Here is a 16,590-nt window from a genome sequence, read left to right on the forward strand (position 1 = left end):
CATGGCTGTCACGCTCACACCGAGCACCGCGCCGGTGATCCCGGCCCGGCCCGTACGCGATCGACACCACCGTGGCGTCAGCCGCTGGGTGGTGCTCGCCCTGGTCACCCTCGGCGCGCTCGTCATGCTGGTGCCATTCGCGTTCATGCTGCTCAACGCGTTCAAGTCGCCCGGCGACTACTCGTCGGGCGGCCCGCTGAGCTGGCCGACGGAGTTCTACACCAAGGGTCTGCGCACGTACTGGACCACTGTGAACTTCCCGCTCAAGTTCTGGAACTCGGCGCTCATCGCCGGCTCCGTGGCCGTGCTCGGCGTCGCCGTCTCGCTGCTCAACGCGTACGCCCTGGGCATCGGCCGGGTCCGTGGCCGGCTGTGGATCGTCGGTCTCTTCCTGCTGGCCAACATGCTGCCGCAGGAGGCGCTGATCTACCCGCTGTACTACGTGGCGAAGCAGGTCGGCCTCTACAACACCCAGCTCTCGGTGATCATCATCTTCACCGTGATCCAGAGCGCGTTCGGCACCTACCTGCTCGCCTCGGTGATGAGCACGTTCCCGCGCTCGCTGCTGGAGGCCGCCGCGCTCGACGGCGCCGGCAAGTGGACGGTGCTGTGGCGGGTGGTCTTCCCCAACCTGCGGCCCACCCTCGCGGTGCTGCTCATCTTCTTCTTCATCTGGACCTGGAACGAGTTCCTCATCCCGCTGGTCATGCTCATCGACAACCGGACGCAGACCATTCCGGTCGCGCTCGCGTCGTTGCAGGGCGACCGGCTGATGGACGCTCCGACCACCAACGCCGGCGCGCTGATCAGCCTGGTGCCGGCCATCCTCTTCTTCCTCATCTTCCAGCGCACTCTGGCGCGCGGCATCACGGCAGGAGCCGAGAAGTGAAGTTCACCGACGGGTACTGGCAGCTGCGCCCCGGCGTCAGCGTCCTGCGCCCCGGCACCGTGGAGTCGGTCGAGCCGGACGAGCGCGGCTTCACCGTCTTCGCACCGACCGGTCAGATCACCGGACGCGGCGACACCCTCAACCGCCCCCTGGTCACCGTCCGGTTCTTCTCCCCCGCCCCCGGCGTCATCGGAGTGACCATCGCCCACCACACCGGAGGGCTGCCCCGCGAGCCGCACTTCGGGCTGAACACCGACGAGACGCACCAGGTCAGCGTCGACGTCACCGGGCTCAGCGCGACGCTGACCACCGGCGAGCTGACCGCGCGGGTCGCGCTGATCGACGGGTGGCGGGTCGACTTCCTGCACGGCGACCGGCTCGTCACCGCGTCCACCGGGCGCAGCATCGGCATCGTCACCGACGCCGAGGGCCGCCCGCACGTCCACGAACGGCTCGCCCTCGGTGTCGGCGAGACGGTGTACGGGCTGGGCGAGCGCTTCGGCCCGTTCGTCAAGAACGGGCAGACCGTCGACATCTGGAACGCCGACGGGGGCACCGCCAGCGAGCAGGCGTACAAGAACGTGCCGTTCTACCTCAGCAGCGCCGGCTACGGGGTCTTCGTGGACCACCCGGAGCACGTGTCGTTCGAGGTCGGCTCCGAGGTCGTCACGCAGACCCAGTTCAGCGTCGAGGGCCAGTCGCTCACCTACTACGTCATCGACGGGCCCCACCCGAAGGACGTGCTGCGCCGGTACACCGCGCTCACCGGCCGTCCGGCCCGGATCCCGGCGTGGTCGTACGGGCTCTGGCTGTCCACGTCGTTCACCACCTCGTACGACGAGAAGACCGTGACCGAGTTCGTCGACGGGATGGCCGAGCGCGGACTGCCGTTGTCGGTGTTCCACTTCGACTGCTTCTGGATGCGTCAGTTCCACTGGGTCGACTTCGTCTGGGACCCGGCGACCTTCCCCGACCCGGAGGGAATGCTGCGCCGGCTGCGCGAACGCGACCTGAAGGTGTGCGTCTGGATCAACCCGTACATCGCGCAGCGCTCGTACCTCTTCGAGGAGGGCCGCGAGGCCGGTTACCTGGTGCGCAACCCGGACGGCTCGGTCTGGCAGTGGGACAAGTGGCAGGCCGGCATGGCGCTTGTCGACTTCACCAACCCGGACGCCGTCCGCTGGTTCACCGGAAAGCTCAAGGCGCTGCTGGACATGGGCGTCGACTGCTTCAAGACCGACTTCGGCGAGCGCATCCCGACCGACGTGGTGTGGCACGACGGCTCCGACCCGCAGCGGATGCACAACTACTACTCGTACCTCTACAACAAGGCGGTCTTCGAGCTGCTGGAGACCGAGCGCGGGGAGGGCGAGGCGGTGCTGTTCGCCCGCTCGGCCACCGCCGGCGGGCAGCAGTTCCCGGTGCACTGGGGCGGCGACTGCGAGTCGACGTTCGTCGCGATGGCCGAATCGCTGCGCGGCGGGTTGTCCCTGGCGGCGTCCGGCTTCGGCTACTGGAGCCACGACATCGGCGGCTTCGAGGGCACTCCCGACCCGGCGGTGTTCAAGCGGTGGGTCGCCTTTGGGTTGCTCTCCTCGCACTCCCGGCTGCACGGGTCCGGCTCCTACCGGGTGCCGTGGGCGTACGACGAGGAGGCCGTCGACGTGCTGCGGCACTTCACCCACATCAAGCTGGGCCTGATGCCGTACCTGGCGGCAGCCGCCCAGGAGGCGCACCGCGACGGGACGCCGGTGATGCGGCCGATGTTCCTGGAGTTCCCGGACGACCCGGCGACGGCGCACCTGGACCGGCAGTACATGCTCGGCCCGGACGTGCTCGTCGCCCCGGTGCTCAGCGCCGACGGCGACGTCACGTACTACGTACCCGCCGGCACCTGGACGCACCTGGTCACCGGCGCGCAGGTCACCGGCCCGGCCTGGGTGACCGAGAAGCACGGCTTCGACAGCCTGCCGGTGCTGGCCCGACCGGGGGCGGTCATCCCGTTCGGCTCCCGCACCGACCGACCGGACTACGAGTGGGCCGACGATGTGCGGCTACGGGTGTACGCACCGACCGAGGGGCAGCGGACCCGGGTACGGGTACCGTCACCCGGCAACGGGCCGGGCGCCGAGTTTGACGTGCGCTACGAGGGTGGGACGGCCAGTGCCGAACTGGCCGCCGGCACCTCGACGGGCTACATCTGCGAGATCCAGGGGACGGAACGATGACGCAACACCACTTCCCGGAGAGCTTCGTCTGGGGCTCGGCGACAGCCGCGTACCAGATCGAGGGTGCCGCGACCGAGGACGGGCGCGGACCGTCGATCTGGGACACCTACAGCCACACGCCCGGCCGGACCCTCAACGGTGACACCGGTGACGTGGCCGCCGACCATTACCACAGGTGGGCGGACGACCTCGGGCACATCGCCGACCTCGGGCTCGGGGCGTACCGGTTCTCCATCTCCTGGCCCCGGGTGCAGCCCGGCGGTTCGGGCCCGTTCAACCAGGCCGGCATCGACTTCTACTCGCGGCTGGTGGACGGGCTGCTGGAGCGGGGCGTCCGCCCGGTCGCCACCATGTACCACTGGGACCTGCCGCAGGAGTTGGAGGACGCCGGCGGCTGGGCGGTGCGGGAGACCGCGTTGCGCTTCCAGGAGTACGCGGCCGGCATCGTCGGTGCGCTCGGCGACCGGGTGCACACCTGGACGACGCTCAACGAGCCGTGGTGCTCCGCGTACCTGGGCTACGCCTCCGGGGTGCACGCGCCCGGTCGGACCGAGCCGGCGGCGGCGCTGGCCGCGGTGCACCACCTCAACCTCGCGCACGGCCTGGCCGGCCGGGTGGTCCGGGAGCTGGCCCCGTCCGCCGAGCTGTCGGTGACGCTGAACCTGCACGTCATCCGGGGCGCGTCCGACTCGGCAGCCGACCAGGACGCCGTCCGGCGGATCGACGCGTTGGCGAACCGGGCGTTCCTCGGCCCGATGCTGGACGGGGAGTACCCGGCCGACCTGCTCGCCGACACCGCCTCCGTCACCGACTGGTCGTTCGTCCGGGAAGGCGACGAGAAGCAGATCGCGGTGCCGCTGGACGTGCTCGGGGTCAACTACTACTCCAGCACCCTGGTCCGGGCCTGGGACGGGGTGTCGGCCCGCTCCGACGCCGACGGGCACGGGGCGTCGACGTCGACGCCGTGGGTCGCCGCGGACAACGTCGACTTCCTGCCGCAGCCCGGCCCGTACACGGCGATGGGCTGGAACATCGACCCGCCGGCGCTGACCGAGCTGCTGCTGCGCCTCCAGCGCGAATACCCCAGCCAGCCCATGATGATCACCGAGAACGGCGCGGCGTTCGACGACGAGGTGTCGGCCGACGGCCGCATCCACGACGACCGGCGGATCGACTACCTGCGTCGGCACATCGGCGCGATGGCCGACGCCCGCGCGCAGGGCGCGGACGTGCGCGGCTACTTCGTCTGGTCGCTGCTGGACAACTTCGAGTGGGGCTACGGCTACGACCGTCGCTTCGGGATCATCCGGGTCGACTACGACACCCAGGTACGCACCTGGAAGGACAGCGCCCACTGGTACCAGCGCCTCGCCGCCACCGGTCGTCTCGACTGACGCCTCCAGCAGGGTGTCACTATCCGTGGGTACGGCGTCATTGCGCCATGATCGCCCGGCCCACAGACTCAGGGCATGGTTGAGCGCGTCACCGTTGTCGCCTTTCCGGGTGTGCAGTCCCTCGACATCGCCGGGCCGTGGGAGGTCCTGACCGGGGCGAACCGGCATTGGGCAGCACGTGGTGAGCAGCCCGCGTATGACCTGAGGCTGGCGGGCACGGAACCCAAGGTGACGTCCGAGAGCGGCCTCGTCATGGTGGCCGAGGCGCTCGGAGAGCCTGTCCGGGTCGGCACCCTCGTCGTCCCCGGCGGCCGTACGGCGGCCGCCGGGGACGAGCACGCCGACCTCGTCGCCTGGTTGCGGGAGTGCCGTCCCACCCGGTTGTTGTCGATCTGTTCCGGAGCGTTTCTCTGCGCACGCGCCGGGTTGCTCAGCGGTCACCGGGTTGCCACCCACTGGTCCGTGTCCAGGGACCTCGGGCGGCGGTTCCCCGATCTCACCGTCGACCACGACGCTCTCTACGTGCACGACGGCCCGGTATGGACATCGGGTGGTGTCACGGCAGGAATCGACCTGGCACTGGCTGTCGTGGCGGCCGACCACGGAGCACCAGTCGCTCAGCAGATCGCGCGCTGGCTCGTGATGTTCCTGCATCGGCCCGGACAGCAGACCCAGTTCTCCGGCCCGGTGTGGTTGGAACGCGCCACGGAGAAGCGGGTAGCCGCCGTTCAGCGTGCCATCGAGGCCGACCCGACGGCGACGCACCGCGTCGATGACCTTGCCGCGCAGTTCGCCATGTCACCTCGACACTTCCAGCGTCTCTTCGCACGTGAGACGGGACTGACCGTCGGGCGCTACCTCACCGAGCTTCGCCTGGAGAGCGCCAAACGCCTTCTGGTGCAGTCCGACCTCGCCCTCGATGCGGTGGCGGCCAGGTCGGGTTTCGGGTCCGCCGAGTCGCTTCGACGTGTCTTCGGCGAACGACTCGGCACGACCCCTGGCGCGTTCCGCGAACGCTTCTCGATGCTCTGACCGCAGCACACAGCCCATCGCTCCGCACCGAAAGGACCTCTGGTGACCCACGTCGTCATCCCTCTGTACGAGCGATTCACCGCGCTGGACGTCATCGGCGTCTATCAGCCACTGGCCCTCACCCCGGGCATTGACGTGGTCCTGGTCGCCGAACGCCCCGGCCCCGTCCGGGACGACTGCGGGATGGTCTCCCTGCTGGCCGAGACCGCGCTCGAAGACGTGGAAGCGGCCGAGGTTCTCGTCGTTCCGGGAGGACCAGGAACAGTTCAGGCTCTCACCGGGCCGCTGCCGGGCTGGATCAGACGGATCCACGAGACGACGACGTTCACGACCTCCGTGTGCTCCGGCTCGATCCTGCTGGGGGCCGCCGGGCTACTCAGGGGCCGACGGGGCACCAGCCACTACCTCGCAGCCCAGGAGTTGGTCCGCTTCGGCGCCGAGCCGACGGACCAGCGGATCGTCGAAGAACCGGACGCCCGCATCATCACGGCGGCCGGTGTGTCGAGCGGCATCGACATGGGGCTGAGGCTCGTCGAACTCCTCACCGACCGGACGACCGCAGAGGCCATCCAGCTGTGGATGGAGTACGACCCACAACCGCCATTCGACAGCGGCCACCCATCCCGCGCGACCCCCGAGGTGATCGCCCGGGCGGCCGAGTACGACAGCGCGGCCAGGATGGCGCACACCGGGCCGCCTGCACCCCGGTGAGCGTCGCGGCGACATTTGTCCAAGACGGACGACCGGCGGCCGGTGCATCGTCATGCCCATGAGCGAACACGACGGTGCGCGGTCGCAGGGAATGCACGTGGTGCACGACGGCCCGCCGGAGAAGCCGCCGCTGTTGCTGATCCACGGATCGGGGATGTCGGGCGCGTCCTGGAATCCATTGGTACCAGCGCTCGCCGGCCACCACCACGTCATCCGCGTAGACCTCCCGGGCTGTGGCCGGTCTCCGGTGCCGCCGTCGTACGAGGTGTCCGACCAGGCGGACCGGGTGGCGGCAGTGCTCGACAACCTCGGCATCCGGTCCGTCGTCACCATCGGGCACTCCAGCGGCGGTTACATCGCAACCGCGCTCGCCGAACGACGGCCGGACCTGGTGCGCTCGCTCGTACTGGTCAGCACCGGCCCGAGTCCCGATGCTCTTCTTCCACAGCCGGTCCTGCTCCGTGCCCTGTTGGCACCGCCGCTCGGTTCGCTCCTCTGGGCCCGGCGATCGGACACAATGATCCGCAGGGGGATCAGCGTCACCTGCGCGCGCCCGATCGACGTCCCGGACGATCTGGTCAGCGACCTCCGACGTCTCACGTACCGCACGCTGAGGTCGGTGCTGCACGCCTACGACGCGTACATCGAGGAGCGGAACGTGCCCGAGCGCCTCGCCGCTCTCCACGTTCCGGTGCTGGTGGTCTTCGGCGCTGCCGACCCCCGCTGGGACCCGTCGTCCGCGCACCGGTACGAGGCGGCGGCGAAGGCGCGCGTCGAGCTGCTGCCCGGCGTCGGACACGTACCCATGCTGGAAGCGCCCGAGGCAACCAGCAGGCTGCTGCTGGGCTTCACAGCACCGGCCACGGGCACTCCACCGGCACCCCCGGCTGCCTAGACTCGACGGATGCCGCCGATGGCGACGAACCCGCTCGACTGGTCACTGGTGGACGTGGTGGTCCCGCGTCCGTCGGCCCGGTTGCCGGGGGTCCGCATGGCCGGGTTCCGACATCGTGCCTGCGCACCGGTGGACATCGCCATGGTCGCGCACCCGTCGATCACCCTGTTCGTCGACCTCAGCGGGGAGACGGGCCTCACCTACGCCGTGGACGGCCAGCACAGAAGTGGCAGCGTCGTCGTGGGCCTGCTCCCCGGCGACCTCCGCGCGACGGGCCGAGGGTTCGGCGAGTGCCTCCAGATCCGGCTGGAGCCGGTCGCCGCGGCCGCCGTACTCGGCACGTCGACGGAGGTCTGCGGGGCGGTGGTCACCCTCGACCACCTCTGGGGCCGCGCCGCCGAACACATGGAGGCCAGGCTGCGCGCCACAGCGTCGTGGGACGAACGGTTCGCCGCTGCCGCGGAGATCCTCGGCCGGCGGCTGGACGCCCGTCGACCGGCCGATCCAGAGGTCGCCCACGCCTGGCGGCGGACCCGCACCAGCCGAGGCCGGGTACGGGTCGACAGCCTGGCCGACGAGGTCGGTTGGAGCCGCAAGCGCCTGCTGTCCCGCTTCCGGTCCCAGCTGGGCATCACACCCAAACGCGCCGCCCGCCTGGTGCGCTTCGACCACGCCGCGCACCTTCTTGCCGCAGGCCACCCGGCCGCCACGGTTGCCACCGAGAGTGGCTACGTCGACCAGTCACACCTGCATCGCGACGTGGTGGAGTTCGCCGGGCAGACGCCCACGGCGGTGGCCGCCGCGCCGTGGCTCGCGATCGACGATGTGGCGTGGCCCGCCCCTCGACCGCCTAGACGCCCACGCGCTGAGGCGGGACGGTGAGCCCGTACATCTCCATCAGCTCCGGGGTGTCGACCCGGCTGCCGTCGGCCACCGAGTCACAGGCGATGTCGACGATCTGATCCTTGTGCGCCAACAGATACGGTCGAGCGCCCACGTCCGCGCTGGCCAGGGTGGCGATGCCGGACCAGTGCCGGCGGCCGAACAGCATCGGGTAGCCGCGCAACCCGTCATAGGTGGCGCAGACCAGCACGTCCGGGTACGGCAGCGCGGCCACCCGGCTGACCGCCTCGGCGGTCAGGCCCGGCATGTCGACCGGGACCACCACCACCGCCTCGATCCCCTCGTCGTCCATGGCGGCCAGGCCGGCCCGGATGGACGAGCCGACCCCGGTGCCCCACGCCTTGTTGATCACAACGGTGGCCTTGCCCAGGTCGGCGGTCTCCTGCACCTGCTCGGCGGCGGCACCCAGCACGACCACGATCTGCTCGCAGCCCGCCTCGGTCATCGTGTCGATCATCTGATTGACCAGGGGCTTGTCCCCCTGGTGCAGCAGCGCCTCGGGACCACCGATCCGTCGGCCCCCGCCTGCGGCGATGATCATTCCTGCGATCCGGTTCAGCTGCGCCCCCTCCAGCACGGCACGGACCGTGACCGATCCGTCCCCTCCTACGGACACTGCAACGAGGACGGCCAGCCGAGGGTGGCGGGGCGAAAAGGAGAAATAGCACAACCGTTACACGACCGGCATCGCCCGGCACGAGCACCGGTTGGTCACCGAGAAGAGTGCGGCGATCAACCCGCCTCTGCGGACAGCGCGGCCGCAGTGCCGCCCCAACGCCGGGGCACCCATCGCGCCACCCAGCCGAGCCCGCGCGCGGTGAGCGCGTACAGAACCACCGGAGCAACGATGAGCAGCACGGCGATTCCGGCGACCAGAGGCACGTAGCCGGCCGGCACTCCGCTGACAATCGCCCCGCCCACGGCGTACCCGGCGGCCAGGACGACCGCGACGAGCACGGACAGCGCCACCACCCGACCGGTCCCCCGATGCCGCCCGGCGGCCTCCGCGACCGCCACAGCCGGCAGGAAGAGCAGGGGAATCAGGACCACGCCGAGCACCGCGGCGATCACCACGAACATCGGCCCGGCCAGCGGACCACCCACCCCGGAACCGGTGGCCAGCGCGTACGCCAGCAGACCGAGGTAGCCCACGACCGCCTCGGCGACGAGGACCAGGCAGGCGGCGGCCATCCCCACCAGATGACGGACGACTCCGACGACCATGGCGCACCCTCCCATTCCGACGGCGGCACGACCCGGACGAGACTAACCGCGGCGCCACCCCGCGTGTGCCCCTGCCCGTGCGCGGCCCGCAGGTCAGGCGGCGTCGGCGTAACAGTCGACGATGGACAGGTCCAGTGGGAACCGGACCGGCGTCGCACCGAAGAGCAGTGCGGAGGCTCGCTCGCCGGACCGGTGGACAGCCTCGGCTACCGCGCCGGCCTGATCGGCGGGAGCGTGCACGACCACCTCGTCGTGCTGAAAGAAGACCAGCTCGGCGTCGGTGCCGGACAGCTCCGTCCGTAGCGTTGCCAGCAACGTGGATGCCCACTCCGCCGCCGTGGCCTGGATGACGAAGTTACGGGTGAAGCGCCCCCGGGACCGCGCGGCACGTGCCCGCGGACTGTGCGGATCGGCCGCCCCCTCCGGGTCGGAGGGCTCGTCGTCGAGATCACCGAACCCGGCCGAGCCGGGCGGGCACGTCCGCCCCAGCCACGACCGCACCAACCCACCCGTCTCACCGGTGCGCGCGGCCGCCTCGACGTAACCGAACGCCGTCGGGTAGCTGCGCTTGAGCACCGCCAACGCGGGCACCGCGGCCCCGCCGGTCTGCCCGTACATCGCCCCGAGCAGGGCGACCTTGGCCTTGGCCCGGTCGCCGCCGAACGAGTCCCGAGCAAGGGCCGCGTAGAGGTCGCCGGCACCGCCCGCCGCCGCCAACCGCGCGTCGCCGGACACCGCGGCCAGCACCCGAGGCTCCAGCTGACCGGCGTCGGCGACCACCAACCGCCAGCCCGGATCGGCCACCACCGCCCGCCGGATCACCTTCGGGATCTGCAACGCCCCACCACCGCGGGTGGCCCACCGACCGGAGACGACACCACCCGGCACGTACTCCGGTTGGAACCGGCCACCCCGCGCCCACTGGTCGAGCCAGGCCCAGCCGTGCGCCGTCCAGATCCGGTAGAGCTCCTTGTATTCCAGCACCAGCGGCACCGCCGGATGGTCCACCCCACGCAGCACCCAGGCCCGGGTATTGGGCAGCTCCACCCCGACCCGGGCGAACGCCTTCAGCAGCTCCGCCGGGGAGTCGGTGTGCAGGCGGCGTACGCCGAGCGCGTCGGCGATCCGGGCGGACAGCTCGGCAAGCCGGCGTGGCGGCCCACCGACCGGGGACGCCTCACCGAGCAGCTCGTGCAGGATCTCGTTGTGCACGTCGGCGCGCCAGGGCAGCCCGGTCACGCCCATCTCCACAGCGATCAGCGCGCCCGCCGACTCGGCGGCCACCAGCAACCGGAACCGGCCGGGGTGCTCGGTCGCGGCGACGCGGGCGAGCTGGTCGGCGTACACCCGGGTCAGTGCCTCGATGCCCGGGCCCGGCGGACCGGGCAGGGTGTCGAAGAGCGCGCCCTGCCCGTGCCCGGGCGGCGCGGCGGCGCGCGGCGGCGGGTCGGGCGGCACCGCCGCACCGGTCAGCCGGGCCCATGCGGCGGCCACCGAGCGGGGCTCACCCCAGCGGCCCGCGTGCCCGAGCAGCAGCGCCTCGGTCAGCTCCACGTCGTGACACCGGTCGACCCGGACGCCGGCGCGCAGCAGCGGCGGGTAGACCGCCGCGGCGGTCGACCAGACCCAGCGCGGGTGCTCGGCGGCCTCGCGCGCGGCGACCGCGGCGACCAGGTCGACGACGGCCTCGGGCGGGCCGGTCGGCCGACCGGCGGCGTCCAGCGGGCACAGCACACCCCCGCCCCGCTCGTCGGACACCACCGCCACCAGCACGAACGCGATTCTGCCTCTCCCCTCCGACAGGAACGGAGGCGCACCTCACCCGCTTCGGGTCGGTGGGGTGTCGGAGATGCTCGGTAGCGTGATCGGGTGCCTCCACAGATCCCGCATCCCGATCCTGGCACTCCCGACACCCGGGGTCCGATGCGTTACCTCTGGTGGCTGGCCCGCCGCCAACCCTGGCGGGTGCTGCGCGGCAGTGTGATCGGCACGGCCTGGATGATCGGGCTGTCCGTACGGCCCTATCTGATCGCACGGGCCGTCGACGACGGGCTGCGCGAGCGGGACACCCAGGCCCTGGCGCTCTGGGTCGCGGCGATCGTCGTCGCGGGCGTGGGCCTCTCCTACCTGGGCATCATGCGGCACCGCACGATGACCTTCCTCCGGGAGGACGCCAAGGCCCGCTCGGCGGAGGTCCTGCTGCGCCACCTGGCCCGCATCGGCGCGGTGTTGCCTCGCCGGGTCAGGGCGGGCGAGGTGTCCACCATCGGCGGCTCCGACATCGACTGGACGGCGCAGGTGCTGACGCTGACCGGGCCGGGCGTCGGCGCTGTCGTCGCGTACGGGGTGATCGCCGTGGTGCTCTGGTCGATCTCCCCGCTGCTCGCGCTCTGCGTACTGGTGGGGGTGCCGGTGGTCGGTCTGGTCGTGGGGCCGCTGCTGCGCCGCCTGGAGCGGGTCGAATCGGTCTACCGCCGGCAACAGGGCGCCCTCACCGCCCGGTCCGGTGACATCGTGGCCGGGCTGCGGGTGCTCGCCGGGGTGGGCGGCCGGGACCTGTTCGCCCGGCGGTACGCGGCCCGGTCCCAGGAGCTGCGCGCCGAGGGCTACCGCGTCGGCGCGGTCTACAGCTGGATCGACGCGGCGACCGTCGCCATCCCCGGGTTGTTCCTGGCTGCGGTGGTGTGGCTGACGGCCCGGATGGCGGTGGCAGGTGACGTCACGATCGGCGAGCTGGTCGCCGTCTACGGCTACGTGGCGACCCTGATCGTGCCGGTCTGGTTCCTGCTGGAGGGCAGCCACCAGCTCATCCGTGGCCGGGTCGCCGCCCGGCGGATCACCGACCTGCTCACCGTGACACCCGACGACGTCGGCGGCCCGGGTCGCCGGTGGCCAGGTTCCACGCCGGAGGCACTCCGGCCGGGATCCACGCCCGAGGCGCGCCGGTCAAATTCCGTGCCCGGGGCGCGCCGGCCGGGTGACCCGGCCGCGCCGCACGGCCCGGCCGACCTGCACGACCCGGTGACCGGCCTGACCGTACGCGCCGGCCAGCTGACCGGCGTGGCGGCGGACGACCCGGCGGCGGCAGTGGCGTTGGCCGACCGCCTCGGCCGGTACGTCGTCAGCGACGTCACCTGGGGCGACGTGCCGCTGCGCGGTGTCGCCCTGGACGACGTCCGCGCGCGGATCCTCGTCGCCGACCACGACTCGTACCTCTTCGCCGGCGCTCTGCGCGACATCCTGCGCGCCGGGGCCGACGACGATAACGAGCGGATCAGCGCTGCCCTGCGGACCGCCTCGGCGCAGGACATCGTCGACGCCCTGCCCGTCGGGCTGGACACCCCTGTCGACGCCCGGGCCCGCACACTCTCCGGCGGTCAGCGCCAACGGGTCCGCCTGGCCCGCGCGCTGCACAGCGAGCCGGAAGTGCTGATCCTCGTCGACCCGACGTCGGCGGTGGACGCGCACACCGAGGCACGGATCGCCGAGCGGCTGCGGGCCGCGCGGGCCGGGCTGACCACCGTGGTGATCGCCACGTCGCCGCTGCTGCTCGGCCAGGCCGACCGTGTCGCACACCTGAGCGCCGGTCGGATCACCGCCACCGGCAGCCACGCCGACCTGCTCGACAGTGACCCGGCCTACCGACACCTGGTGGCCCGGGGCAGCGAGGACCCCGATCCGACGCAGCCCGCCGACACCGAGGAGGCGTACCGGTGAGCCGGCTGCCGGTGGCAGACCGCCGCACCGTACGCCGGGCCCTGCGCGACATGATCAGCCGGCACCGACGTGCCGTCGGGGTCGTGCTGGCGCTGCACAGCGCCGCCGCCGTCGCCGGGCTCGCCCCGCCGTGGCTGCTGGGCACCATCGTCGACCGGGTCACCGCGGGGGCGAGCGTGGCCACTGTGGACCGGCTGGCGCTGGCCATCGCCGGCTGCGTCCTGGTCAGCGCCCTGCTCTCCCGATACGCCCAGTACGCCGGCCACCGCTTCGGTGAACGGGCCGTCGCCGAACTGCGCGAGGAGTTCGTCTCCCGGACCCTCGGGCTGCCGGTCTCGGTCGTCGAACGCGCCGGCGCCGGTGACCTGGCCACCCGCAGCTCGGTCGACGTGTCGACGGTCGGCACCACCGTCCGGGACGTGGTGCCCACCATCGTCATCGCCACGGTGCAGTTGACGTTGCTGTTCGGGGCGGTCTTCCTGCTGCACCCGCTGCTCGGGCTCGCCGCGCTGGCCGGGCTCCCGTCGATCGTCGCGGTGGCCCGCTGGTACCTGCGCCGGGCCAGCTCCGCGTACCTCACCGAGGGCGCGGCGGCGGCCGAGCTGACCGAGACGCTGACCACCACCGCCGAGGGCGCGCGCACGGTGGAGGCGCTGCGGCTGGCCGACGACAGGATCCGGCACGGCACCACCCGCATCACCATGGTGTGGCGGGCCCGCCGGGCGACCCTGGCGCTGCGTACCGTGTTCTTCTCGGTCGTCGAGGCCAGCTATCCGCTGCCGGTCGCCATGGTCCTCCTCGTCGGTGGCTACCTGCTCTCCCGGGACATGGTGTCGCTCGGCGCGGTGGTCGCCGCAGCTCTCTACCTGCAGCAGGCGATCGACCCGTTGGACCGGCTGTTGCAGTGGACGGAGCAGGCGCAACGCGGCTTCGCGTCGTACGCCCGACTGCTCGGCGTCGGCATGGTCCCGCCGGAACCGCCCGGCACGACCGCCTCGTCACGGGGTGAGCGGCTCGTCGTCCGTGGAGCGCGGTTCTCCTATGCCGACGGGCCGGACGTGCTGCACGGCATCGACCTGGAGGTGCAGCCCGGTGAGCGGCTGGCCGTCGTCGGCCCGTCCGGCGCCGGCAAGTCCACCCTGGCCCGGCTGCTGGCCGGGATCGACGCGCCACGGCAGGGCGTCGTCAGCATCGGCGGCTGCCCGGTCACCGACCTCGACCCGGCCGAGCGACGCCGCCGGATCGCCCTGGTCACCCAGGAGCACCACGTCTTCATCGGCTCGGTACGCGACAACCTCTCCTTCGCCGCGCCCGACGCCTCCGACGAACAGATGCGCGCCGCGCTGCGCACCGTGGGCGCCGAGTGGTACGCGGGGCTGCCCGACGACCTGGACACCCAGCTCGGCGACGGGGCCCGTCAACTCGGTGCGGCCGAGGCCCAGCAGCTCGCGCTGGCCCGGTTGGTGCTCGCCGACCCGCACACGCTGATCCTGGACGAGGCGACCGCCGCGCTCGATCCGTCCACCGCCCGACGGACCGAACGCGCGCTGGCCGCCGTGCTGGTCGGGCGGACCGTCATCGCGATCGCGCACCGGCTCAACACCGCGCACGACGCCGACCGGGTCGCCGTGCTGGCGGACGGTCGGATCACCGAGATCGGCAGCCACGACGAGCTGGTCGCCGCCGGTGGCGCGTACGCCGCCCTGTGGCGCTCCTGGCACACCCGCGAGCGGTGAGGCGCCCTACTTCACCGCGCCGGAGGTGAGGCCGGCCTGGATCTGACGCTGGAAGACCGCGTACACGATGATCATTGGGAGGATGGCGATGGTCAGCGCGGCGAACAGCCCGGACCAGTCCGCCTCGTAGCCGGCGTTGACCGAGATGTCGGCGATGCCCTGGGTGAGCACCCACTTGTCCTTGGCGTTGGAGAGCAGCACCAACGGAAGCTGGTACTGCGCCCACTGCCCGATGATGTTGAAGATCGCGACGCTGATCAGGCCCGGCTTCGCCATCGGCATCATCACCTGGAAGAACAGCCGGCTGTGCCCGCAGCCGTCGATCATGCCCGCCTCGGCCACCGACGACGGCAGCGTCTTGAAGAACGCGGCCAGGAAGAACACGGTGAACGGCAACGAGTACGCGGTGTAGACCAGCACCACGCCGGTGTGGGTGTCCAGCAGACCCAGGTTCTTCACCACGAAGAACAGCGGCACCAGCGCCAGGAAGACCGGGAAGGCCAACCCCGAGACGAAGAGGAAGTAGACCGCCCGGTTGCCCCAGAACTTGTAGCGGGCCAGCACGTACGCGGCCATCGAGCCGAGCAGCATGGTGAGGAACGTGCTGCACGTCACCACGATCACGCTGTTGAGGAAGTACCTACCGACGTGCGCCTTGGTCCAGGCCCGCCCGAAGTTCTCCCAGCGCAGCTCGGCCGGGAGCGTCCACGGGCTGCTGAAGATCTCGCTGGTGTTCTTGAACGCGGCGAGGAAGGTCCAGAGGATCGGCACGATCACGATCACCGCCCACACGGCGAGCGCGATGTGCCCCAGGCCGGAGAAGAACCGTACCTCCGAGCGGGGGCCCTTACGCCCCGGCCCGGCGGGGGCGGACGGATCACCGGTCTTCGGCGGCAGCGCCGCCGGTGTCGGCGGCAGCGTCGACTGCGGATTCATCAGTACTCCACGCTTTCCCGCTTGGTGAGCCGCAGCGTCAGCGCCGCGAACGTGAGGGTGAGGAAGAACAGCGCCACGCCCATCGCCGAGGCGTAGCCGTACTTCGAGTAGACGAACGCGTTGCGGTAGATCTCCATGGCCAGCACGGTGGTGGCGCCGTCCGGGCCGCCACCGTCCACCGAGAGCACCGCCACGATGGCGAACGCGTCGAACGCCGCGATCCCGAGGTACACCCAGGCCACCTGGAGGGTGTCCCACAGCAGCGGCAGGGTGACCCGGAAGAACAGGGTCACCTTCGTCGCCCCGTCCATCTCGGCGGCCTCGTAGATCTCACCGGGGATGGACGCCATCCCCGCCGAGAAGAGAACCACGTAGAAGCCGACCGCCTGCCAGACCAGCACCGCGATGATCGACCAGAGGGCCAGGTTCGGCTTGACCAGGAAGAGGATCGGCTCCAGGCCGAACTTCATCAACACACCGTTGATCAGGCCGGACTCGTTCGGCCGGTACACCATCTGGAACAACACCGCGATGATGGCCACCGCCAGGACCTGGGGGAAGAAGAACACCACCCGGTAGAACTTCGCCCCCCAGACCCCCTGGCGTTGACCACCGCTGCTCTTGCCGCCCACGTTGAGCAGGAAGGCGAAGAACAGGGCGATGGCAATGGTGATCAGCGGCAAGGCAAGCAGCAGTACGCCGTGGTGCTGGACCGCCTTCCAGAAGGCGCCGTCGTCGAGCAACCTCTGGTAGTTGTCGAAGCCCACCCACTGCGGGGCGGAGAGCCCCCGCCAGTTGGTCATCGAGATCTGGAACGCCTGCGCGTACGGCCAGATCACGAATGTCACGTACAGCGCGACCGGGGCGAACAGGAACCCGATCACGAATGGATACTTGCCGTGCCGCATGACCCTAGCTCCGATCG

General features: G+C 71.2%; 14 protein-coding genes. 9 read left to right on the forward strand and 5 right to left on the reverse strand.

All coding sequences use genetic code 11. The features are described from left to right. The first annotated feature begins 1 nt into the window (after window position 1). From ACQP0U_RS22300 to ACQP0U_RS22330, 7 genes are all read left to right on the forward strand, one after another. Window positions 2-889: a carbohydrate ABC transporter permease gene (locus tag ACQP0U_RS22300; RefSeq protein ID WP_433310285.1), complete on the forward strand. Its 888-nt coding sequence runs from the start codon at window positions 2-4 to the stop codon at window positions 887-889. Then, window positions 886-3,117, forward strand: a complete 2,232-nt coding sequence (gene yicI / locus ACQP0U_RS22305; RefSeq protein ID WP_433310288.1) for an alpha-xylosidase — start codon at window positions 886-888, stop codon at window positions 3,115-3,117. The genes ACQP0U_RS22300 and yicI overlap by 4 nt, the downstream gene beginning before the upstream one ends. Beyond that, window positions 3,114-4,511, forward strand: a complete 1,398-nt coding sequence (locus tag ACQP0U_RS22310; RefSeq protein WP_433310290.1) for a GH1 family beta-glucosidase — start codon at window positions 3,114-3,116, stop codon at window positions 4,509-4,511. The genes yicI and ACQP0U_RS22310 overlap by 4 nt, the downstream gene beginning before the upstream one ends. Window positions 4,512-4,586: 75 nt before the next feature. Further along, window positions 4,587-5,543 (forward strand): GlxA family transcriptional regulator, encoded by a 957-nt coding sequence (locus tag ACQP0U_RS22315; protein WP_433310293.1) that lies wholly within the window; start codon window positions 4,587-4,589, stop codon window positions 5,541-5,543. A 42-nt stretch (window positions 5,544-5,585) separates the two neighbouring features. After that, window positions 5,586-6,254, forward strand: a complete 669-nt coding sequence (locus ACQP0U_RS22320; RefSeq protein ID WP_433310296.1) for a DJ-1/PfpI family protein — start codon at window positions 5,586-5,588, stop codon at window positions 6,252-6,254. A 58-nt stretch (window positions 6,255-6,312) separates the two neighbouring features. Beyond that, window positions 6,313-7,149, forward strand: coding sequence for an alpha/beta fold hydrolase (locus ACQP0U_RS22325; RefSeq protein WP_433310299.1), 837 nt, complete (start codon window positions 6,313-6,315; stop codon window positions 7,147-7,149). An 18-nt stretch (window positions 7,150-7,167) separates the two neighbouring features. Continuing rightward, a complete protein-coding gene (locus ACQP0U_RS22330) occupies window positions 7,168-8,031 on the forward strand; it encodes a helix-turn-helix domain-containing protein (RefSeq protein WP_433310301.1) in 864 nt (287 codons plus the stop codon). On the opposite strand, the gene ACQP0U_RS22335 is transcribed toward ACQP0U_RS22330, so the two are convergent. The 3 genes from ACQP0U_RS22335 to ACQP0U_RS22345 form a co-directional block, all read right to left on the reverse strand. After that, window positions 8,000-8,593, reverse strand: a complete 594-nt coding sequence (locus ACQP0U_RS22335; protein ID WP_433321024.1) for a nucleotidyltransferase family protein — start codon at window positions 8,591-8,593, stop codon at window positions 8,000-8,002. The two genes, ACQP0U_RS22330 and ACQP0U_RS22335, sit on opposite strands and share 32 nt — an antisense overlap. 191 nt (window positions 8,594-8,784) lie before the next feature. Continuing rightward, window positions 8,785-9,276, reverse strand: a complete 492-nt coding sequence (locus ACQP0U_RS22340; RefSeq protein WP_433310304.1) for a hypothetical protein — start codon at window positions 9,274-9,276, stop codon at window positions 8,785-8,787. A gap of 93 nt (window positions 9,277-9,369) precedes the next feature. Continuing rightward, a complete protein-coding gene (locus ACQP0U_RS22345) occupies window positions 9,370-11,079 on the reverse strand; it encodes a bifunctional 3'-5' exonuclease/DNA polymerase (RefSeq protein WP_433321027.1) in 1,710 nt (569 codons plus the stop codon). A gap of 120 nt (window positions 11,080-11,199) precedes the next feature. Between ACQP0U_RS22345 and ACQP0U_RS22350 the strand changes: the two genes are divergently transcribed. Together ACQP0U_RS22350 and ACQP0U_RS22355 are read left to right on the forward strand one after the other, a co-directional pair. Beyond that, on the forward strand, window positions 11,200-12,993 hold the full coding sequence (locus ACQP0U_RS22350; protein ID WP_433321030.1) for an ABC transporter ATP-binding protein: 1,794 nt from the start codon (window positions 11,200-11,202) through the stop codon (window positions 12,991-12,993). 50 nt (window positions 12,994-13,043) lie between these two features. Then, window positions 13,044-14,729: an ABC transporter ATP-binding protein gene (locus ACQP0U_RS22355; RefSeq protein WP_433321033.1), complete on the forward strand. Its 1,686-nt coding sequence runs from the start codon at window positions 13,044-13,046 to the stop codon at window positions 14,727-14,729. Window positions 14,730-14,735: 6 nt separating this feature from the next. On the opposite strand, the gene ACQP0U_RS22360 is transcribed toward ACQP0U_RS22355, so the two are convergent. Together ACQP0U_RS22360 and ACQP0U_RS22365 are read right to left on the reverse strand one after the other, a co-directional pair. Then, a complete protein-coding gene (locus ACQP0U_RS22360; RefSeq protein WP_433310307.1) occupies window positions 14,736-15,665 on the reverse strand; it encodes a carbohydrate ABC transporter permease in 930 nt (309 codons plus the stop codon). After that, on the reverse strand, window positions 15,665-16,573 hold the full coding sequence (locus ACQP0U_RS22365; protein ID WP_433310310.1) for a carbohydrate ABC transporter permease: 909 nt from the start codon (window positions 16,571-16,573) through the stop codon (window positions 15,665-15,667). Before ACQP0U_RS22365 ends, ACQP0U_RS22360 begins: the two co-directional genes overlap by 1 nt. Between the last annotated feature and the right edge of the window lie 17 nt (window positions 16,574-16,590).

Source organism: Micromonospora sp. CA-269861 (assembly GCF_050948505.1).
Lineage (GTDB): Bacteria > Actinomycetota > Actinomycetes > Mycobacteriales > Micromonosporaceae > Micromonospora.